Source organism: Amycolatopsis pithecellobii (assembly GCF_009707865.1).
Classification (GTDB): domain Bacteria; phylum Actinomycetota; class Actinomycetes; order Mycobacteriales; family Pseudonocardiaceae; genus Amycolatopsis_E; species Amycolatopsis_E pithecellobii.
Map to the genome: position 1 here is coordinate 1 of NZ_WMBA01000086.1, position 19456 is coordinate 19456.

At 68.0% G+C, this 19456-nt stretch carries 21 protein-coding genes; 5 read left to right on the plus strand and 16 right to left on the minus strand.

Going from position 1 to position 19456, the window contains the following annotated elements; all coding sequences use genetic code 11:
* Positions 1-52: 52 nt before the first annotated feature.
* Genes GKO32_RS34360 through GKO32_RS34375 form a run of 4 tightly spaced genes read right to left on the minus strand, consistent with a single transcriptional unit; the run spans position 53 to position 3258 of the window.
* Complete coding sequence (locus tag GKO32_RS34360; protein WP_166459822.1) at positions 53-823, minus strand: HpcH/HpaI aldolase family protein; 771 nt, start codon at positions 821-823, stop codon at positions 53-55.
* On the minus strand, positions 810-1700 hold the full coding sequence (locus GKO32_RS34365) for a hypothetical protein (protein ID WP_154761095.1): 891 nt from the start codon (positions 1698-1700) through the stop codon (positions 810-812). The genes GKO32_RS34360 and GKO32_RS34365 overlap by 14 nt, the downstream gene beginning before the upstream one ends.
* An 18-nt stretch (positions 1701-1718) precedes the next feature.
* Positions 1719-2174, minus strand: a complete 456-nt coding sequence (locus GKO32_RS34370; RefSeq protein ID WP_154761096.1) for a nuclear transport factor 2 family protein — start codon at positions 2172-2174, stop codon at positions 1719-1721.
* Between the two features lies 1 nt (position 2175).
* Positions 2176-3258, minus strand: a complete 1083-nt coding sequence (locus GKO32_RS34375) for a YncE family protein (protein WP_208024639.1) — start codon at positions 3256-3258, stop codon at positions 2176-2178.
* Positions 3259-3378: 120 nt separating this feature from the next.
* Here GKO32_RS34375 and GKO32_RS34380 point away from each other — a divergent pair, with 120 nt between their 5' ends.
* Positions 3379-4302 carry a LysR family transcriptional regulator gene (locus GKO32_RS34380; protein WP_154761097.1) on the plus strand — a complete coding sequence of 308 codons (924 nt, stop codon included), beginning with the start codon at positions 3379-3381 and terminating at the stop codon, positions 4300-4302.
* Here GKO32_RS34380 and GKO32_RS34385 read toward each other — a convergent pair.
* Complete coding sequence (locus GKO32_RS34385; RefSeq protein WP_312869053.1) at positions 4299-4757, minus strand: DUF1707 SHOCT-like domain-containing protein; 459 nt, start codon at positions 4755-4757, stop codon at positions 4299-4301. The two genes, GKO32_RS34380 and GKO32_RS34385, sit on opposite strands and share 4 nt — an antisense overlap.
* A 29-nt stretch (positions 4758-4786) precedes the next feature.
* A complete protein-coding gene (locus GKO32_RS34390) occupies positions 4787-6568 on the minus strand; it encodes an acetyl/propionyl/methylcrotonyl-CoA carboxylase subunit alpha (RefSeq protein ID WP_312869054.1) in 1782 nt (593 codons plus the stop codon).
* A 149-nt stretch (positions 6569-6717) separates the two neighbouring features.
* Here GKO32_RS34390 and GKO32_RS34395 point away from each other — a divergent pair, with 149 nt between their 5' ends.
* Positions 6718-7362 carry a hypothetical protein gene (locus GKO32_RS34395; RefSeq protein WP_312869055.1) on the plus strand — a complete coding sequence of 215 codons (645 nt, stop codon included), beginning with the start codon at positions 6718-6720 and terminating at the stop codon, positions 7360-7362.
* On the opposite strand, the gene GKO32_RS34400 is transcribed toward GKO32_RS34395, so the two are convergent.
* The 7 genes from GKO32_RS34400 to GKO32_RS34430 form a co-directional block, all read right to left on the minus strand.
* Entirely contained in the window at positions 7359-7976 is a 618-nt protein-coding gene (locus GKO32_RS34400) for a Maf family protein (protein WP_312869056.1), read from the minus strand. The two genes, GKO32_RS34395 and GKO32_RS34400, sit on opposite strands and share 4 nt — an antisense overlap.
* Before the next feature lie 3 nt (positions 7977-7979).
* Positions 7980-9431 carry a DHA2 family efflux MFS transporter permease subunit gene (locus GKO32_RS34405; RefSeq protein WP_154761098.1) on the minus strand — a complete coding sequence of 484 codons (1452 nt, stop codon included), beginning with the start codon at positions 9429-9431 and terminating at the stop codon, positions 7980-7982.
* Positions 9415-10020 carry a PadR family transcriptional regulator gene (locus tag GKO32_RS34410; protein ID WP_154761099.1) on the minus strand — a complete coding sequence of 202 codons (606 nt, stop codon included), beginning with the start codon at positions 10018-10020 and terminating at the stop codon, positions 9415-9417. The genes GKO32_RS34405 and GKO32_RS34410 overlap by 17 nt, the downstream gene beginning before the upstream one ends.
* A 461-nt stretch (positions 10021-10481) precedes the next feature.
* A complete protein-coding gene (locus GKO32_RS34415) occupies positions 10482-10694 on the minus strand; it encodes an acyl-CoA carboxylase subunit epsilon (RefSeq protein WP_312869057.1) in 213 nt (70 codons plus the stop codon).
* Positions 10691-12331, minus strand: coding sequence for an acyl-CoA carboxylase subunit beta (locus tag GKO32_RS34420; protein WP_154761100.1), 1641 nt, complete (start codon positions 12329-12331; stop codon positions 10691-10693). The genes GKO32_RS34415 and GKO32_RS34420 overlap by 4 nt, the downstream gene beginning before the upstream one ends.
* 49 nt (positions 12332-12380) lie before the next feature.
* The gene (locus GKO32_RS34425) at positions 12381-13142 is read right to left on the minus strand and encodes an SRPBCC family protein (RefSeq protein WP_154761101.1); all 762 of its coding nucleotides are present in this window, start codon (positions 13140-13142) and stop codon (positions 12381-12383) included.
* Entirely contained in the window at positions 13142-13450 is a 309-nt protein-coding gene (locus tag GKO32_RS34430; RefSeq protein ID WP_154761102.1) for an ArsR/SmtB family transcription factor, read from the minus strand. Before GKO32_RS34430 ends, GKO32_RS34425 begins: the two co-directional genes overlap by 1 nt.
* Before the next feature lie 107 nt (positions 13451-13557).
* On the opposite strand from GKO32_RS34430, the gene GKO32_RS34435 reads away from it, so the two are divergent.
* A complete protein-coding gene (locus GKO32_RS34435) occupies positions 13558-14715 on the plus strand; it encodes a serine hydrolase domain-containing protein (RefSeq protein WP_246245199.1) in 1158 nt (385 codons plus the stop codon).
* A 12-nt stretch (positions 14716-14727) separates the two neighbouring features.
* Here GKO32_RS34435 and GKO32_RS34440 read toward each other — a convergent pair whose 3' ends face one another.
* A complete protein-coding gene (locus GKO32_RS34440) occupies positions 14728-15300 on the minus strand; it encodes a helix-turn-helix domain-containing protein (protein ID WP_376766033.1) in 573 nt (190 codons plus the stop codon).
* Between the two features lie 199 nt (positions 15301-15499).
* Between GKO32_RS34440 and GKO32_RS34445 the strand changes: the two genes are divergently transcribed.
* On the plus strand, positions 15500-15886 hold the full coding sequence (locus GKO32_RS34445) for a hypothetical protein (protein WP_154761104.1): 387 nt from the start codon (positions 15500-15502) through the stop codon (positions 15884-15886).
* Between the two features lie 147 nt (positions 15887-16033).
* On the opposite strand, the gene GKO32_RS34450 is transcribed toward GKO32_RS34445, so the two are convergent.
* Entirely contained in the window at positions 16034-16465 is a 432-nt protein-coding gene (locus tag GKO32_RS34450; protein WP_312869058.1) for a hypothetical protein, read from the minus strand.
* Between the two features lie 69 nt (positions 16466-16534).
* Here GKO32_RS34450 and GKO32_RS34455 point away from each other — a divergent pair, with 69 nt between their 5' ends.
* Entirely contained in the window at positions 16535-16990 is a 456-nt protein-coding gene (locus GKO32_RS34455; RefSeq protein ID WP_154761106.1) for a MarR family winged helix-turn-helix transcriptional regulator, read from the plus strand.
* 67 nt (positions 16991-17057) lie between these two features.
* Here the strand turns inward: GKO32_RS34455 and GKO32_RS34460 are convergent, their stop codons facing one another.
* The gene (locus GKO32_RS34460; protein ID WP_154761107.1) at positions 17058-19430 is read right to left on the minus strand and encodes an ATP-binding cassette domain-containing protein; all 2373 of its coding nucleotides are present in this window, start codon (positions 19428-19430) and stop codon (positions 17058-17060) included.
* Positions 19431-19456: the final 26 nt, after the last annotated feature.

Here is a 19456-nt window from a genome sequence, read left to right on the forward strand (position 1 = left end):
GGTGGTGGGGGAGAGGTGGCGCAATGAGCGGCGCGGACAAACATCGGCCGCCTCACGCGCGGTGAGCACTTGCCTCGGCGAGCGACCGCTGCAGCGCCTCGCCCGCCGAGCGGAGGATGCCCACATCGCTGCTTGCCGCGAGCAGCCGGTAGCCCCGGCGTACGAGGTCGCGCGCCCTCTCCGGGGCGGCGTCCGTCGCCGTGCCGAGCGCCACCCCGTCGGCCGCGCAGTGGCGCTCGAGCTCGCGCAGCAGCTCGGCCTCGCGGCCCTCCCAGTCGGTGCCTCTCACGTCGGCCGACAAGTCGGCCGGTCCCACGAGCAAACCGTCGACGCCCGGGACAGCCGCGATCTCCCGCGCGTTCGCGATACCGCGCCGGCTCTCGATCTGCAGGTAGAGACGCAACGAGGCGTTCTGCATCTCCATGTAGGCCCGGAGACCGGTCATGCCCCACGAGCCCGCACGACCGCTCACCGAAAGCCCCCGACGGCCGAGCGGGGGGAACCGCACCGACTCCGTCACGGCCACGGCCTGCTCGCGCGTCTCCACGTTCGGCACCACGACCCCCGCCGCGCCGCCGTCGAGTACCGCCTTCGCCCGGGTGCCGGAATGATCCGGTACCCGCACGAGCAGGTCCATCGGCGACGGAGCGGCGACCGCCAGCATCGCCGACAGCACCCCCTCGGGCACGAATGCGTGCTCGAGGTCGACGATGGCGAAGTCGAAGCCCGCGTCGACGGCGATTTCGACCGACTCGAGCGCCGGCAACTTGATCCATGTGCCGACCAGCACGCCCCGCCGCACGGCGTCGTCAGAGGTCGGCATCGCCGGCATTGAGCACCCAGCCCTTCGCGATGAAGTCGTCGCGCAGCGGGGCGAACGCGTCGATCATCTGATTCGGCCCGGCACTGACGCTGTTCGCGGTGTGAATGACGCCAGGCGGGATGACGGCGACGCTGGGGCTGTCATACCGCGGATGCCAGTCGTTCTCCCACGACGCGAGGTCCGGGGTCCAGGGCGTGCGCCAGTGGTTGACGTACCTGCCGCGCGTCGTGATCGAGCACTGCTCGAAGTCGTCGTGCGCGTGCGGTGACAGGCGGCGGGGATCCCGGGGGCCGTCCTCCGTCTCAAGCACGTTGACCATCACGTTGCTCGAGACGAAAATCCGTCCGAAGCGTGCGTCACTCGTGGGGAATCCGCCGAGGGGGTACCGGTGCACGCCCTTGTTCAGGCGCGCGACCCGGCGCTCCACGTTCGGTCGCACCCCGGGAACCGGATGTGCGAAGTCCGCCTCGTTGACCGGGGCCGGCGCCTCGGCGATGTCGACGTACGCGGCGATCTCGATAATCGTGGCATCCGTCGCGGCTCGCACCGCGCCGGGACCCGCGAAGACGAGCAGTTCGGCGTCGTCGACCGTCGCGTCCCCTTCGCGGAGCGAGAAGGCCACAGATTCACCGTCGTGCGGCACCACGATCGTGCGGTCGCCGAGGGCGCGCATGAGGTCGAGCCCGTCGCCCGCCACCAGCTCGTAATAGCCGACCAGCAGGTGCGACGTGCGGACATACCAAGCGTGGGATCCGCGCTCGGTGCTCACGCTGGGCTCGATCTCGTGCAGCAGCACGAGTTCCGGACGGCCGTACGCGGCGGCGGGGGAAGCCGCGGACGCCGTCAGGGTGCTGCGCGGGTCGCTCGAGTGATACACGGTCTCTCCTCCTGACTGTCACTGGGTGCCGAGCGGCAGCACTGCCGGCCGGCTGTGGTCGACGAACACGGGCGTGATGACACGGTGCGCGAGGAGGAACCCGCCCTCGTGCTCGGCGTAGACATCCACGACATCGCCGACGACGATCGGCGCGGCGGAATCGATCGGCGCGGGGCCGTCGGCGGCGAACAGGATCATGAGAGACCGGCCGTTCAGATGACCGTCGGAACCCCGGGCGAAGGTGAGGTTCGTGAACACGTGCCTCGCGGTGCGTTCCCCGCGAGCCCTCCTTCGGTCGTAGGCGGCACGGATGTCGTCACGTCCGTGCTCAGCCCGTCCGTCGTACTGGTAGTACCCGTCGGGGAGGAACAGCAGCTCGGTGCCCCGCCCTTGCTCGATGTCGACACGTCGTGCGAACTCGAAGACGAGCTCGGTGAGGGCCGCGCGCACGTCCGGGTCGATCCGCGCGGCCACGTCAGCTGCTCGCCGGGAGGTAGGCCAGGCCGTGTGCGCCGGGCTCGAGCTTGCGGTCGATGTAGATCTCGTCGACGACGGCCGGCGCGGAGGGGTCGGCGATGTCGACGACGCTGAGCACCGAACTCGCGATCGCCGAGACGTAGACGTAGCGCCCGCCGGGCGAGGTCATCATCGTCAGCGGGAAGACGCCGATGTCGACACTCGCGACCTGCGCGAGCGTCGCGGCGGAGTCGCCTACGTAGATCAGCAGGCTTCCGCCAGGGGCGTCCTTGATCTTGAACGGGTCGATGATCCCGCGCTCGTCACGGTTGTCGAGCGGGGGAGTCGTGACCTGCCCCACCACGAGGACGTTGTCCGACGCCCAGGTCACCGGCGCGACCGCGTCGTCGGTGACCAACGTACGCACGATGCGCCCCTGCGCGGTGTCGATGAGGCGCACGCCGGGATCCGCCTTGAGCCGGCCGAGGTTCGCCTTGGGAGCGGAGACGGCGAGGGTCGCGCCGTCCGGGCTGAGTGCGAGCCCCTCGCTTCCCGGCATCGGGATTTTGTGAACGAGCGCGCTCTTCTCGAGGTCGAGCACGCTGACGAAGTCGGCTTCCTTGTTGGTCGAGTAGCCGCGTGTTCCGTCGGGGTCGATGAGGTACCAGTGCGGGCCGGGCGCCTCGACGCTGATCTTGCGGAGGATCTCGCGAGTGTCGGCATCCAGGACGATGACGCCGCCCTGACCAGCGGGGCCCGACTCGACGCTGCAGTAGAGCAGGCGCCGGACCGGGTCGAGCGCGAGTCCGTGCGGGCCGTGCTCGGGGCTGGTGTCGATGGTGTCCACGAGCTCGTGCGTGTCGGCGTCGAGCACGGTGATGATGGTGTGCCGCCCCTCGTTGGCGTCGTAGAAGCCGCCGCGGTAGGCGTGGCTGCAGTAGACGAGCCGGGTCTGCGGGTCGAACAGGAGTTCGTGCGGCTCGGTGGGCACCTCGACGACGGCCTTCTTCTCGTGGGTGCGGGCATCGAAGAACGAGATCGTCGGACCGCTCTGGCTGACGACGGCGAACTGGTCTCCGGCGGGGTTGTGGGTGAGGGACACGCCTTTTACTCCTCGTGATTGGGCTGGCCTCTCGAGATTCGCAGCGCCGAGGTATTGCGGCAATAGAAAATCTGGCACGCAATAATTGCTCGAAGTGGAATCCGTGGAAAGGAACGCCGGATGGACGCCAACCTCCTCGTCGCGCTCGATGCCTTGCTGCGGACCGGAAGCGTGACCCGGGCCGCGGCGGATCTCCACACGTCACCGGCCGCGATGAGCCGCACCCTGGGGCGGCTGCGTCAGGCGCTCGGCGATCCGCTCCTGGTCCGCGCGGGTCAAGGCATGGTGCTGACCCCGCGCGCCATCGCGCTACGGGCGGAGGTGGCCGAGGTGGTCGGGCGTACGGCGGCGCTCCTGACGCCGGGCCTCGCTGCCGACCCGGCGACGCTGCGGACGACCTTCGGGCTCCAGGCGAGCGATCTCGTCGTGTCCGCACTCGCTCCGCGGCTCCTGGAGCTGGCGGCCGCGGAGGCTCCGGGGGTGGCGCTGCGCTTCGCCTCCGAAGAGACGGAAGGCGGGCCGGCCCTGCGTGATGGCCGCGTCGACCTCGAAATCGGCGTGCTGGACCACGTGGACCCCGAGACCGAGACCGAGACCCTTACGACGCTCGCGATGGCCCTGATCGTGCGCGCCGGCCATCCGCTCGCGCGAGGCAACCTCACGGCGCGGCGCTTCGCCGAGGCCGGCCACGTGACCGTCAGTCGGCGCGGACAACTGGCCGGGCCGGCCGATGCCGCCCTGCGAGAGCTCGGGCTGCGTCGCCGGGTGCTCGCCACCCTCCCGAACCACCTCTCGGCGATGAGCCTCGTGGCCCGCACCGATCTGGTGTGCCTCGTGCCGGTGCTACCCCACCGGGCCGGAGCAGCGGGACTGCTCGAACTCGCGGAGTCGTTCGCCGTCGTAGCCCTCGAGATTCCCTTCGCCCTCCCGCGCATCGAGATCGCGATGGGCTGGCATCCACGCAACTCCCACGACGGCGGCCACGCCTGGCTGCGCTCCGCGGTGCGGCGCGCATGGGGAACGGGCGACGGGTCCCGGACTTAACGTCGCCGGTGACCGCGGTCGCGATCGCGTCGGGCGTCCTTGTCCCAGTCCTTGCCCCACAGGCCCTGGCCGATCGCGCCGAAGACGAACGGCAGCGCGATGAACCACCACACGTGCGTGGTGAGGCCCAGCACGACCGCGCCGATGAACAACAGCGGCAGGATCGCGGCAGCAGCCCGCTGGCCCAGCGGCCGCTCGCTGTAGGGCACCGGACCCGCCGGTTTCGGGGTGGCGACCGGCTGCTTCGGCGGTTCACCGAACACCGGATGCGGTGCGGGCAGGTCGGTGAACAGGTCGGCGAGCTCACCGCGGGTCTTCGCGGCGGTGACCTGCGCCGACCGCTCGCCGTACTCGTCCAGCGTGATCCGGCCGGCGCTCATGTGGTCACCGAGCGCCTGCATCGCGGTCTCCCGATCGGCGTCACCGATCCGCATGCCGGGTTGGGGTACCTCCACGCCACTGATAGTAGGCCCGGCCCCTGGCCTCAGTCCTTGATTTCCAGAAGCGGGGCACCCTGGGTGACGGCGGAACCGATCTCCACCGCCAGATCGGTGACCGTACCGGCCTTGTGCGCGGTCACCGGGTTCTCCATCTTCATGGCCTCCAGCACGACGATCAGTTCGCCTGCCTCGACCTGCTGGCCTTCCGCGACCGCGATCTTCACGATGGTGCCCTGCATGGGCGCGGTCACCGCGTCCCCGCTGACCGCGGTCTTCGCGCCGCCGGTTCGCTTGCGTGGCTTGGCTTTCTGCCCGCCACCGGTACCGCCGCCGAGGGCGAGGTCGCCGGGTAGTGACACCTCGAGCCGCCGGCCGCCGACCTCGACGACCATCGTCTGCCGGGGCGCGTTCTCCTCGTCGGCCTCGGCGGCGCCGGTGAACGGCTCGATCTGGTTGTCGAATTCCGTCTCGATCCAGCGGGTGTGCACGCTGAACGACGTGCCGTCCCCGATGAACGCCGGGTCACGCACGATCGCGCGGTGGAACGGCAGCACTGTTGCCATGCCTTCGGCGACCATCTCATCGAGCGCGCGGCGGCTGCGTTCGAGCGCGTTCTCCCGATCGGTGCCGGTGACGATCAGCTTCGCCAGCATCGAGTCGAACTGCCCGCCGATGACGCTGCCGGTCTGCACCCCAGAGTCGACCCGCACACCGGGGCCTTCGGGAAACACCAGTTTCGTCACGGTGCCGGGCGCGGGCAGGAAGTTACGGCCGGCGTCCTCACCGTTGATGCGGAACTCGATCGAGTGCCCGCGCGGCGCCGGGTCCTCGGTGAACCGCAGTTTCTCGCCGCGGGCCACACTGAACATTTCGCGGACCAGATCGACACCGGCGGTCTCCTCCGACACCGGGTGCTCGACCTGCAGCCGGGTGTTGACCTCCAGGAACGAGATCGTGCCGTCGGTGCCCACCAAGTACTCGACGGTGCCGGCACCCGAGTAGCCGGCCTCCTTGCAGATCGCCTTGGCGGAGCTGTGAATCGTGGCGCGCTGCTCGTCGCTCAGGAACGGCGCCGGCGCCTCTTCGACGAGCTTCTGGTGCCGCCGCTGCAAAGAGCAGTCGCGGGTGCCGATGACCACCACGTTGCCGTGTTTGTCAGCCAGCACCTGTGCTTCGACGTGCCGCGGCTTGTCGAGATAGCGCTCGACGAAACATTCGCCGCGGCCGAAGGCGGACACGGCTTCACGGGTGGCCGATTCGAACAGTTCGGGGATTTCCTCGATAGTGCGGGCGACCTTGAGGCCACGGCCGCCACCTCCGAACGCCGCCTTGATCGCGACAGGCAGGCCGTGCTCGTCGGCGAACGCGATGATCTCGTCGGCGTTGGCCACCGGTTCCTTCGTGCCCGGCACCAACGGGGCGCCGGCCTTCATGGCGATATGCCGCGCGGTGACCTTGTCCCCGAGATCGCGGATCGCCTGCGGGCTCGGCCCGATCCAGGTCAGGCCCGCGTCGATGACGGCTTGCGCGAAATCGGCGTTCTCGGAAAGGAAGCCGTACCCGGGGTGCACCGCGTCGGCGCCGGAGCGCTTCGCGATGTCGATGAGCTTGTCGATGACGAGGTAGCTTTCCGCCGCGGTGGTGCCGCCGAGTGCGAACGCGTCGTCGGCGAGCCGCACGTGCGGGGCGTCCCGGTCGGGGTCGGCGTACACGGCGACGCTGGCAAGACCCTCGTCCTTGGCCGCTCTGATCACCCGGACCGCGATCTCGCCGCGGTTGGCGACAAGGATCTTGGTGACCGGTCCGCCGGTGGCCTGTTCGGACACGTCCTACCTCCCGAAATATTTCCGTCGCACCCCGGATCAGTGCTGCTACCAGCGCATCCGCGGCTTTCTTCGGAGTTTACGAGCCGGGTGTCCCCGTGCGGTGAGAGGCGGCTCACGCTTACCCTTGCCGCTGGGGGAAGGAGTGGCAGGTGGTTCCTCGGTCCGTGTTGATCACGGCGGTGGTCGCGGCAGTGGTCACGGTGGGCGCCCTGGGCGGGGTCGCTTCGTTGCGAGCGCGGGATCAGGCGCCGCGGCTGGAGGCGGGCGCGCCGGCGATGACTCCGCAGAGCGCCGCCGCCGAATGTGGCGACGGGCCGTGCCGCACCGTGACGACACAGACGGTCAACGGCGCTCAGGTGTCCCTGCTCGCGGACGAGCAAGGCGCCAACGGCCGGTTCCAGGCCGGCGGGCAGCTGGTCCAGACCAGTATCACGGAACTGGGTGCGCGGGTCGACGCGAGCTCACTTTCCTGTGTGGCGGCGTCGGTTTCGGCGTGCCTCGTGAGCGCGCCACTGAACGGCGGGCGGATCGGGGAGGTCCTCGTCGAGCAGGACGGCGAGTGGAACTCGGTGGACAAGCCGTACTTCTCCGGTGCGGGTGCGATCGCGCTGAACAACATCACGGGCACGGACGCGCCGGAGATCACCGTCGTCGAATCGGCCCCGGTGCTGGCGCGCGTCTACACCCTCGCCGGAGCGCCGGCCGGCTGCACCAAGAAGTACACCTACGCCTCCCAGATCCGCGGCTGGCCGAATGTCCGGCTCACGGCTGCGGATCTGCGCGCCTGTCCTTAGCTCCAGAGGTCGGTGACCGAAACGCCGACCTCGGCGAGCAAGCGCCGGGTCAGTGGCAGGCTGATGCCGATGACGCTCGACGGGTCGCCGTCGATGCCCTCGACGAACCAGCCGCCGCGGCCGTCGAGGGTGAACGCGCCGGCGACGTTGAGCGGCTCACCGGTCGCGATGTAGGCGTCGATCTCTTCCGGTGACGGGTCGGCGAACCGGACGTGTGTCGTGTGGCTGCCGGTCGCACGCCCCACCGGTTCGCCGCTGTGGAGCCGGACCACGGCGTGCCCGGTCAGCAGATCGCCGGTGCGCCCCGCCAGCTGTGCCCAGCGTTTGCGTGCCACCTCGGGTGTGCCTGGTTTGCCGAGCATTTCGCCGTCGAGCGACAACATCGAGTCGCAACCGACGACGACCGCGTCCGCGTGGATGCCGGCCACCGTGTCCAGCACCGCCTCGACCTTGGCGACCGCGAGCGCGGTGACCAGTTCGGTGGGGGTGGGCTCGGGCAAGGCCGCGGCCACGGCGTCCTCGTCGACGCCGGACACGACGACGCTCGGTTCGATCCCCGCCGCGCGGAGCACACCGAGCCGGGCGGGGGATTGGGAAGCCAGCACGAAACGCACGAGTTATGAGCGTAGGGCAGGCTCGGGTTCGGTGGGGGTCGCGGGTTGCGGCCGCGCGACCCGTTTCATCGCGATCGCGGCGACGGCACCGAGCAGCAACACCCCGACCGGCAGGAGCATCGTTTGCCGCGCGGCGTCGGTCAGCGCCACCGGTGCGTTGCCGTGGGTGCCGGCCATGGTCGCGACGATGCGGGCCTGCAACAGGACGCCGATCGCCGCGCTGCCGAGCACGCCCCCGAGTTGCCGTGCGGTGTTGAAGATGCCCGACGCGGCGCCTGCCAGGGTGCGGTCGACCGAACTCATCGTCACGTTGCTCATCGGCGCGAACACACTGCCCGTGCCGAGCCCGCACACCAGCAGCGCCGGAGTCAGCGCCCACGGGTTCATCCCGGCCCGTGCCTGGAGCGCGATGAGGCCAACACCGGCGGCGAGCGCGACGAAGCCGAACATCACCAGGTACTTCGCGTTGACCTTGTCCGAAAGGCGGCCGATGAAGGGCGCGACGATGCCCGACAGCAGCGACATCGGCGCCGTCAGCAGACCCGCTTGCGTCGGCGTCATACCCAGTACTTCCTGGACGAACAGCACGAGCGGGATGAACATGCCGGTGATGCAGAAGCCGATCGCGATCCCGGTGACGGTGCCCGCCGAGAAGTTGCGATTGTTGAACACCTTGAGCGGAAGCAGTGGCTCGCGCGTGTTGAATCGTTGCCAGACCACGAAAATCACCAGCAACAGCACGCCGGCGCCGATGATCTCGAAGACATTCACCGGGCCGAACACGGTGCCCCAGTTGTATTGCTGGCCGTTCTGGATGCCGAACACGAGCAGGAACAGGCCCGCCGCGGAGAGTAAAATTCCGGGGATATCAAAGGAATGCGAGTGTTTCGGTTGCCAGTCGGGCACGAGCACACCGGTCAGCACGATCGCGATGAGTCCAATGGGGACGTTCACGAAGAAGATCCATTCCCAGCCGAACCCATCGACCAGTACACCGCCCAGCAGCGGGCCGGTGATCGTGGCGAGACCCGCGACGCCGCCCCACATGCCCATCGCCGGGCCGCGTTTCGCGGGCGGGAACAGGTGTGTGATGAACGCGAGTGTCTGCGGGGTCAGCAATGCTGCGCCGAGTCCTTGCACGGCGCGGGCGGTGATGAGCATTTCGACGTTGCCGGAAAGGCCGCACCACAACGAGGCGAGGGTGAAGACTATGAGCCCGGCGAGGAACACGCGCTTCGGGCCGAAGCGGTCACCGAGGCGGCTGGTGAACAGCATCGGGACCGCGTAGGTGAGCAGATAGACGCTCAGCACCCACACCACGGAGTTGAGGGAGGTGTGCAGATCGCGGACCATGGCGGGAATCGCGATGGTCACGATGGTGGTGTCCAGCAAGATCATGAAGAAACCCAGGCACAGCGCGGAAAGCGCGGCCCACGGGTTAGGCTGTCTGCTCATTCTCGACTTCCTCCACAATGGACAGATGTGGGAGCCGGCCGGGTTTCGCGGCGCTACCGGGCCACGGGATACGGCCCGACTCCAGATCCGCGATGAGCTGCTCGGTCCAGGCCAGTTCGGACTTACGCTGGTGGTGGGAGAACGCGTAGTCGATCCACCACATGGCAGGCAGGTCCTTCTCCAGGACCTGCCTGATGACGACCTCGTCCGCGGCGATGCGGGCCTTGAGCACGGTTACCCGCATCTTGAGCTGGTCTACCGCGTCGTGCTGTTCCAATTCGCTCGCGCCCGACAAGGCGACCGGGTACTGCGGGTACTCCTGGGTCGGGATCGCGATCATTTCCCGGACCTGGTCGGCGAAGCTGTCCCGGCCCTTGCCGGTCATCGCGTAGACGGTGCGCTCGGGGCGACGTCCCTGTCGCTGGGTGTCGACGACCTCGATGAAGCCTTGGGCCTCGAGCCGCTCGACGGTGTGGTAGAGCGACCCGGGCCGCACCTTGACCCGGAAATCGACCCGGCGCTGCCGCATGACCTGGGTCATCTCGTACGGGTGCATCGGTTTTTCGTGCAGCAGCTCGAGGATCGCCATCGCGAGTGGCGTGAGAGCTGGCTTTGCCGCGGCCACGGTCGGTCTGTCCTCTCTGGTGATTCCAATCCGTATATTCCATGTGGACTATACGGTGTGGACTCGAAGGCTGTCGAGCGCGCAGCGCGGGGCGGGTTGATCGGAAGGCGGAGCTGGGTAGGAACCTGGGGCGCGGGGATCCGCCGGAGGTCGGTGGATCCCCGCGGTGCTGCGCGAGCGGTGGCTCACCGGAGCTGGTGGGCTACTACTGTCCGCGGGGAGTCGCCGAGGTCAGCGGGCGAAGTTGCCGGCCGTGGGGAATTTCGTCGCGGCCAGGGAGGGACACCGGTGCACGTGGGGAACCGCGTGGGGGTCGGCAGGTCGGCCCAGCGTCACCGGGGAACCACCGAGCGCCGGCGGGGTTAGCGGAGGCCCGTCCCGCGTCACCAAGGAAACCGCCAGCCTCACCGGCGAACCCCAGAAGGTCAGCGCGGAAAGCCCGAGGCGCGCCAGGCTCCCTCGCCCGGGTGCGGTACCTGCCGCAGCAAGGCCGCGCGGTCCGCCCAGCGGGACCTCCGCTCCGGCCGCTCGGGGCCGGCCGGAGCGGAGGCCACGGCCGCCACCACGGCGGTCAATGCGGCCAGCTCATCGTCGTCCGGGTGGCCCCGGACGATCCGCAGCAACGGTTCGTCGCTCACAGCGGGATATTCCCATGCTTCTTGGGCGGCAGGCTTTCCCGCTTTTCCCGCAGCATCGTGAGTGCGCGCACGATGTGACCGCGGGTGTGGGCAGGCACGATCACCGAATCAACGTAACCGCGCTCGGCCGCTTCGTACGGGTTGAGCAGCGTGTCCTCGTACTCCTGGATCAGCTCCGCACGCAGCGCCTCCACATCGCGACCCTCTTCCGCGGCCTTGGTGAGAGTCTTGCGGTGCACGATGTTCGCCGCGCCCTGGGCGCCCATCACCGCGACCTGCGCGGTCGGCCACGCGAGGTTCACGTCCGCGCCCAGGTGCTTGGACCCCATGACGTCGTAGGCGCCACCGAAGGCCTTGCGGGTGATGACGGTGACAAGCGGGACGGTGGCTTCGGCATAGGCGTAGATGAGCTTCGCGCCACGACGGATGATGCCGTTCCACTCCTGGTCGGTACCCGGCAGGAAACCGGGCACGTCGACGAACGTGAGCACCGGGATGTTGAACGCGTCGCAGGTGCGCACGAACCGCGCGGCCTTCTCCGATGCGTCGATGTCGAGGCAGCCGGCGAACTGGGTCGGCTGGTTGGCCACCACACCCACCGCGTGCCCGTCGACCCGGCCGTACCCGACGAGCACGTTCGGCGCGAACAGTTCGTGCACCTCGAGGAAATCGCCGTCGTCGAGGACGCGCGTGAGCACCTCGTGCATGTCGTACGGCTGGTTCGGCGAGTCGGGGATCAGTGTGTCCAGCTCACGGTCGGTCTCGGTGACACCGTCCGAAATGGACCCTTCGGTGGGCTCCGGCGAGTCGAACACCGGCGGGTCGGAAAGGTTGTTGGACGGCAGGAACGACAACAGTTCCCTGACGTAGGCGATCGCGTCTTCCTCGTCCGAAGCCAGATAGTGCGCGTTGCCGGACTTGGTGTTGTGGGTGCGCGCGCCGCCGAGGTCCTCCAGCGTGACCTCTTCGCCGGTCACCGTCTTCACCACGTCGGGACCCGTGATGAACATGTGCGAGGTCTGGTCCACCATCACCACGAAGTCGGTCAGGGCGGGGGAATACACGTGCCCGCCCGCATTCGCGCCCATGATCAGCGAGATCTGCGGGACCACGCCGGACGCGTGGGTGTTGCGCCGGAAGATCTCCGCGTACAGGCCGAGCGAGACCACGCCTTCCTGGATGCGTGCGCCGCCGCCCTCGTTGATGCCGATGATCGGCCTGCCGGTCTTGAGCGCCAGGTCCATCACCTTGACGATCTTCTCGCCGTACACCTCGCCCAGCGAGCCGCCGAACACCGTCACGTCCTGGCTGAACACGCACACGCCACGCCCGCCGACGGTGCCGTAGCCGGTCACCACACCGTCGCCGTAGGGCCGGTTCTTCTCCTGGCCGAAGTTCGTCGACCGGTGCCGCGCCAGCTCGTCCAGTTCCACGAACGAACCCGGGTCCAGCAGCAGATCGATGCGCTCGCGCGCGGTTTTCTTGCCTTTCGCGTGCTGGCGCTCGACGGCGCGCGCCGAACCCGCGTGCACCGCCTCCTGGTACCGCCGGTACAGGTCGGCGAGCTTCCCGGCCGTGGTGTGGATGTCCGGTTCGTCGGGCGGTGGCGTCCCGATCGGCTCCGTCGCGCTGCTCATGTTTCCGGAGCTTAACCACCATGTGCGGGCCGCGTGTGTGGCGTGAACCTCACTGACCGGTGTGGACGGCCGCGAAGAATTCCTTGAGCCGGGCGGGCCACGCGGCCAGCTCGGCGTCCGCGTGTTCGGCAGGCACGACGTGCGTCAGCACGAGGCGAGTCCCGAAATCGGGGTCGGCGAACAGTTCCCAGTCGACCTTGCCGGGTTCGACGGTTTCCACCAGCCCCGGCACGAACTTCCCGGCCTCGTCGACCGGTTTCCAAACCAGGTCGAGCGCGAAGCGCAACTCGGTGCCCTCCGCGGTGTCGGTCCGGGTGCCCTCCGCGAGACCGAAGACGTCGACGTAATGCTCCATTGCGGACAGCCAGTGCGTGAACGGTTCCGGCTCGCGGCCGTCGAGACGGGCGGCGAGCGCGGCGAGGCAGTGGTCCCAGCCCGCCGCGTTGCGGCCCGCGGCGAGCCGGCCGAGCTCACCACCACCGAGTGTCTGCGAGAAGTACAGGATGCAGCCGTCGCCGTCCGGCACGAGCTCGAACCGCAGAACGTCCTTGTGCCAACGGAATGCGTAGACCTTCGGCGGGTCGATTTCGAGGATCTCGCCGCCGCGGTCACCGTCGATCGGTGCCGCGTCGGGGAACGTGAACGTCATCGGCGCGCCGATTTTCAGTTCGGTTTCCACCGCGGCGGGGAACCAGTGCGCCAGCTGTGCGGGCTCGGTGATCGCGCGCCACACTTTCGCGACCGGGTGGGCGAACCGTCGCTCGAATCGCAGCACCGTGCTCTCGCCCGCGGTGATCATTTCCGCGTCCATCAGTCATCTCCCTGGTCGAGGTGGCGTTCGAGTGCGTCGAAGCTGTCCTCCCACATCCTCCGGTACGGGGCGAGCCAGGCGTCGAGCTCGGCCAGCGGCTGCACTCGCAGCCGGTACCAGCGGCGCTGCGCGTCCTGTCGCACCTCGACGAGACCCGCCTCGCGTAGGACTTTCAGGTGTTTCGACACGGCGGGCTGGCTGAGCGAGAGCCGCTCGACCAGGTCGCCAACCGGCCGTTCCCGCACCCGCAGCAGGTCGAGGATCTCGCGGCGCCGCGGTTCGGCCAGCACCTCGAACGTTGATGCCATAACAGGAATATAGCCACCGAGGAATATATGGGCAAGGCCGATGAGTTTCGTCCCGGGTGCGGGTCCACACCGGCGAAGGACTGACGAGTCGATTTCGCGGAGTGGTCATGTTTTCTCAAGCAAGGTTGGCGCAGCTGCACGACGTCATGGCTCGGCATGTCGAGCGCGGTACGGTGCCAGGGGTGATCATGCTGGTGAGCCGTCGCGGTGAAGTCCACGTGGATGTGCTCGGCAAGCAGGCGTTCGACGGCGCGCCGCTACGGCGTGACTCGCTGTTCCGGATCAGCTCGATGACCAAACCCATCACGGCCGTCGGTGCCCTCACTCTGGTCGAGCAATGTGTGCTGCGACTGGACGATCCGGTCGACGAGGTGTTGCCGGAGCTGGCCGGCCGGCGGGTGTTGCGCCGGATCGATGGCGAGCTCGACGACACGGTGCCGGCGAACCGGGCCATCACGTTGCGAGACCTGCTGACCTTCCGCTTCGGGTTCGGTCAGCTGTTCGAGCCCTATCCGATCGTGACGGCCGCGAGAGAGCGGTTGCTGGGCATGGGGCCGCCGAATCCCGCGGACTACCCGGCGCCGGACGAGTGGCTGCGGCGGCTGGGGGAGCTGCCGTTGATGGCGCAGCCGGGCGAGAAATGGCTCTATCACGTGGGTTCCGACGTACTCGGCGTGCTGCTCGAGCGGGTGTCCGGGAAGCCGCTGGACGCGTTCCTCGCCGAGCGTGTCTTCGAACCGCTGGGCATGAAGGACACCGCGTTCAGTACGTCCTCAGTGGACAGACTGGTGACGAGCTACCTGGAGGGTTCGGTTTTCGATGAACCCGGCGGCCAATGGAGTCGCCGCCCGCGGTTCCTGTCCGGCGGCGGCGGGCTTCTGTCCACAATAGACGACATGTCGGCCTTTGCGCACCTGATGCTGAACAACGGGCAGCACGAGGGAACCCGGATCCTGTCCCGTCCCATGATCGAACTGATGACGACGGATCACCTGACACCGGCCCAGAAAGCGGTTTCCGGTTTCTTCCCCGGCTATTTCGACAATCGTGGCTGGGGTTTCGGTGTTTCGGTCGTGACAGCGCACACGGGTATGCACCACCGCCCGGGCTGTTACGGCTGGGACGGCGGACTCGGCACCTCATGGCAGGTCGATCCGGCCGAAGGGCTCACCGGCGTTCTGCTCACGCAGGTCGCGGGTTTCCCGGACTTTTCCCCGGTATATCAGGACTTCTGGACGTCGGTGTATCAGGCCGTCGACGACTGACAGGCGCGAGTCTCAGCGGCTGCGCGCCCTGACGTGAATACGCTCGCCTTGCGGTCCGAACAGGCTGAGGAATTCCACCGGACGGGAGTCGGCGTTGCCGAACCAATGTGGCACCCGCGTGTCGAATTCGACGACTTCGCCAGCACGTAACACGATGTCGTGCTCGCCGAGTACAACGCGCAACCGGCCGTTGAGCACGTACAGCCAGTCATGTCCTTCGTGTGTGCGGGGCTCCGGCTCGGTCCGGCCCCCGCCCGCCAGGATGAGTTTGAACGCCTGCATGCCGCCAGGATTCTGGCTGAGTGGCACGACCGTCATGCCGTGGTGCACCCGCGGGCGCAGATGTACCCGCGGGTCGCCGGTCTGCGGCGCACCGACCAGGTCGTCCAACGGCACCCGGTGCGCTCGCGCCAGCGGAAGCAGCAATTCAAGGCTCGGTTTCCGGCTGCCCGACTCGAGCCGGGACAGGGTGCTGACCGAAATACCGGTCGCCTCCGAGAGTTCGGCCAGGGTCGACCGGTTCTGTTTGCGCAGTGCGCGCAGCCGCGGGCCGACCGTGTTCAGCACCTGCTCGAAATCCGCCACCCTTACATTGTGGCGCACGGCGCGGCAGTGTGTCCTACGAGACATCCAGTCCGGGAAGGGATTTCCGGCGACCGAAGTTGATCGGGATGGATACCGGGGAGGTCCCGGATGTCCGAGCCGCCCAGGCCTGAAATGGTCTGCCCGACTCGTACTCGAGATGGTGATGCCGCCAATGGAGGCGGCGTGGAGGTTTACGACAATGTCTCTCAACGCGCGTTTCGGTGTTGACGTTTTCGGCATTCTCGCCGGCGCATTTGTTGTGGTCGCCTCGGTCGCGTTTTCGGCACCGTTGGCCGCCTGGATCGGGTTTGGTGTCTTCACGGGGCTGACTTTGCTGGGCGCACTCGGTGCGGTGTTCGGCAAGCGAGTGTCCACCCGGGTCGGGCACGGCGTACTCGGTCTGGTGAGCCTGTGGTCCCTGATCGCGGCGCTCGTGTTCACTGCTCCGGCGCTGGTTTTCGCCAACGCGCTCGGCGTGGTGCTGGTCGCCGTGATCGACCTGACGCTGCACGAGCTTTCGACTGAGCGGGTCGTGCACCAGTTGGAGGTGCGCACCAGCGAGCCGGTCGCGAAGGCCGTCGCCTGATTTTTTTCCTCACCCCGAGCCCGGCGCCGCACTCGGCGCCGGGCTTTTACCAGTCCGACCAGAAGCAGGCAGACCCCAGCAGCACGTAACCGTTGCTGCGCAAGCCGGATAGCCGTGACTGTGGTCGGACTGGTAACGAACAGCGCACTACACGTTGGTCGTGGAGCCGGGGCGGACGATCATGAGCACGACGACGATCGCCCACGTCAGCGCGAAAAATCCGGTCAGCATTGCGAGATTCGGGCCGCTTGCTTCTTCGTCTTTTTCGAGTGCCGCGAGAACCCGTTGCTGGCCCGGCACGATCGCGACCGCGAGCAACGCGGCGGCGACGACCGTCAGCGCCATCGAGATCATCAGCCACGCCTCGGTCAATACGTGCATCTGCGCGGCGAGCGCGATCCCGAAAACCGGGACCGCAAGGCCGGCCAGGGAATAGACGGTGCTGATCCGGTGCAGGACACGCAGCACGCCGAGCTCCTTGAGGCGCGCGTGGCGCGGGAACAGGCTCGCGGCCACCGTCACCGGTCCGATCAGCACGATGGCGGCCAGCACGTGGATGCTGAGCAGAACCTTGTTCACAATCGACCTCCTTGGTTTCAGTCAGACTGTATCTGAGGTTTGAGGTAGGCTGAAACTGGGTCTGCAAAGATGCGAGGTGTGACTCAGCCGCCTCCCGCCAGTCCCGCGATGTTGCTTGTGCTGCTCGGCAGGCGGCTGCGGGAGCGGATGGACGGTGCGCTTCGGGAGCACGGGTTGTCGCTGCGGCACCTTTCGGCGCTGGGCCATCTGGCCGGGCGGCCGGGCCTGTCCTACAGCGAACTCGCGCGGCGGGCCGGGATCACGGTGCAGAGCATGCAGTCGACCTTGGCGCAGCTGGAAGTCCTGGGCGCGATAGACCGCGGCACGGAGCCCGGCCGGGGCAGGACGGCCGAGCTGCACGTGACCCGCGCCGGCGAGGCGCTGCTCGCCAAGGGGCGCGAGGTCGTCCAGGCGGCCGACGAAGACCTGCTCCACGCACTCGGCGAGGATCAGGAGGCCCTGACCACGTTGCTGCTACGCGGCCTCACAGCGGCGGACGGTTCGGCGGGCCGCGCCGGTCTTTGACCTCTGCTTGCGTCGGCGGGCGTGTCACTGTCGCGTGTGGACGGTGCCGATCCCGCCGCCGCAAGACTTAACTGCCCACGTACTCCGCGAGGTGCTTGCCCGTCAACGTGGAGTGCGCGGCCACCAGATCGGCGGGCGTGCCTTCGAAGACAACCTGGCCACCGTCGTGTCCGGCGCCCGGGCCCAGGTCGATGATCCAGTCGGCATGCGCCATCACTGCCTGGTGGTGTTCGATCACGATGACCGACTTGCCCGCCTCCACGAGCCGGTCGAGCAGGCCCAGCAGCTGTTCCACATCGGCGAGGTGCAGGCCGGTGGTCGGCTCGTCCAGGACGTAGACCCCGCCGTTCGCCGCCATGTGAGTGACCAGCTTGAGCCGTTGCCGTTCGCCGCCGGACAGGGTGGTCAGTGGCTGGCCGATCTTGAGATACCCGAGCCCGACGTCCACGAGCCGGTCCAGGATCTTGTGCGCGGCCGGCGTTTTCGCCTCGCCCGAACCGAAGAACTCCTCCGCCTCGGCCACCGACATCGCGAGCACCTCGCTGATATCCCGGCCACCGTACTTGTACTCCAGCACCTCGGCCTGGAACCGCTTGCCCTCACACACCTCGCACGGCGTCGCGACACCCGCCATCATCGCCAGGTCGGTGTAGACGACCCCATTGCCGTTGCAGTTGGGGCACGCGCCTTCCGAGTTGGCACTGAACAGCGCCGGCTTGACGCCGTTGGCCTTCGCGAACGCCTTGCGGATCGGCTCGAGCAGCCCCGTGTACGTCGCCGGGTTGCTGCGCCGCGAGCCACGGATCGGGGTCTGGTCGACGGCCACCACGCCGTCCCGCCCGGAAACCGAGCCGTGGATCAGCGAGCTCTTGCCCGAGCCGGCCACCCCGGTGACGACGACCAGCACGCCGAGCGGGATGTCGACGTCGACGTCGCGCAAGTTGTGGGTGTTCGCGCCACGCACCTCCAGCGCGCCCGACGGTGTGCGCACCGACGGTTTCAGCGCCGCGCGGTCGTCCAAATGCTTGCCGGTGAGCGTGCCGCTGGACCGCAGCCCCTGCACGGTGCCTTCGAACACGACCTCGCCGCCCGCGCTGCCAGCGCCGGGACCGAGGTCGACGACATGGTCGGCGATCGCGATGGCTTCCGGCTTGTGTTCCACGACCAGCACGGTGTTGCCCTTGTCGCGCAACTGCAGCAGCAGGTCGTTCATCCGCTGAATGTCATGCGGGTGCAAGCCGATGGTCGGCTCGTCGAAGACATACGTGATGTCGGTGAGCGAGGACCCGAGATGCCGGATCATCTTGGTGCGCTGCGCCTCGCCGCCGGAGAGCGTGCCGGCGGCGCGGTCGAGGCTGAGGTAGCCGAGCCCGATCTCGACGAACGAGTCGAGCGTGTGCCGCAAGGCGTCCAGCAGGGGCGCCACCGACGGTTCCTTGAGCTTGCCGACCCACTCGGCGAGGTCGCTGATCTGCATCGCACACGCGTCGGCGATGCTGATTCCCTTGATCTTCGACGACCTGGCCTCCGCCGACAGCCGGGTGCCCTCGCATTCGGGACACGTGGTGAACGTGACCGCCCGCTCCACGAACGCGCGGATATGCGGCTGAAGCGAGTCGACGTCCTTGGACAGCATGGACTTCTGCATCTTCGGGATCAGGCCCTCATAGGTGAGGTTGATGCCTTCGACCTTGATCTTGGTCGGCTCCTTGTACAGCAGATCGTTCAGCTCGCGCTTGGTGAACTTCTTGATCGGCTTGTCCATGTCGAAGAAGCCGCTGCCACTGAAAATGCGGCCGTACCAGCCGTCCATGCTGTAGCCGGGGATGGTGATCGCGCCGCCGCTGAGCGATTTCGTCTCGTCGTAGAGCTGCGTGAGGTCGATGTCGTTGACCGCGCCCCGGCCCTCGCACCGCGGGCACATGCCGCCGGTGATCGAGAAACTGCGCCGCTCCTTCACCGTCCGCCCGGCACGCTCCACCGTCACCGCGCCCGCACCGCTGATGGAGGCGACGTTGAAGGAAAACGCTTGCGGGGAGCCGATATGCGGCTTTCCGAGCCGGCTGAACAAGATGCGCAGCATCGCGCTGGCGTCCGTGGCGGTGCCGACGGTGGACCGCGGGTCGGCACCCATCCGTTGCTGGTCCACGATGATCGCCGTGGTCAGCCCGTCGAGGACGTCCACGTCGGGCCGGGCCAGCGTCGGCATGAACCCCTGTACGAACGCGCTGTAGGTCTCGTTGATCAGCCGTTGCGATTCGGCGGCGATCGTGTTGAACACCAGCGAACTCTTGCCCGAGCCGGAAACCCCGGTGAAGACCGTCAACCGGCGTTTGGGCAGCTCGATGCTGACGTCCTTGAGGTTGTTCTCCCGCGCGCCGTGCACGCGGATCAGCTCATGGCTGTCGGCAACGTGTGGGGTTTCCGCGGCCCTGCTCATGAAGTCTCCCTCTCCTCGGGCGGCCG

What these genes read in the sequence shown, in the direction of transcription:
- GKO32_RS34455 (WP_154761106.1), top strand. Translation starts at nt 16,535, where the DNA reads ATGCGAGGTGTGACTCAGCCGCCTCCCGCCAGTCCCGCGATGTTGCTT.
- GKO32_RS34380 (WP_154761097.1), top strand. Translation starts at nt 3,379, where the DNA reads ATGGACGCCAACCTCCTCGTCGCGCTCGATGCCTTGCTGCGGACCGGA.
- GKO32_RS34435 (WP_246245199.1), top strand. Translation starts at nt 13,558, where the DNA reads ATGTTTTCTCAAGCAAGGTTGGCGCAGCTGCACGACGTCATGGCTCGG.
- GKO32_RS34460 (WP_154761107.1), bottom strand. Translation starts at nt 19,430, where the DNA reads ATGAGCAGGGCCGCGGAAACCCCACACGTTGCCGACAGCCATGAGCTG.
- GKO32_RS34425 (WP_154761101.1), bottom strand. Translation starts at nt 13,142, where the DNA reads ATGGACGCGGAAATGATCACCGCGGGCGAGAGCACGGTGCTGCGATTC.
- GKO32_RS34405 (WP_154761098.1), bottom strand. Translation starts at nt 9,431, where the DNA reads ATGAGCAGACAGCCTAACCCGTGGGCCGCGCTTTCCGCGCTGTGCCTG.
- GKO32_RS34445 (WP_154761104.1), top strand. Translation starts at nt 15,500, where the DNA reads ATGTCTCTCAACGCGCGTTTCGGTGTTGACGTTTTCGGCATTCTCGCC.
- GKO32_RS34420 (WP_154761100.1), bottom strand. Translation starts at nt 12,331, where the DNA reads ATGAGCAGCGCGACGGAGCCGATCGGGACGCCACCGCCCGACGAACCG.
- GKO32_RS34360 (WP_166459822.1), bottom strand. Translation starts at nt 823, where the DNA reads ATGCCGACCTCTGACGACGCCGTGCGGCGGGGCGTGCTGGTCGGCACA.
- GKO32_RS34410 (WP_154761099.1), bottom strand. Translation starts at nt 10,020, where the DNA reads ATGGCGATCCTCGAGCTGCTGCACGAAAAACCGATGCACCCGTACGAG.
- GKO32_RS34430 (WP_154761102.1), bottom strand. Translation starts at nt 13,450, where the DNA reads ATGGCATCAACGTTCGAGGTGCTGGCCGAACCGCGGCGCCGCGAGATC.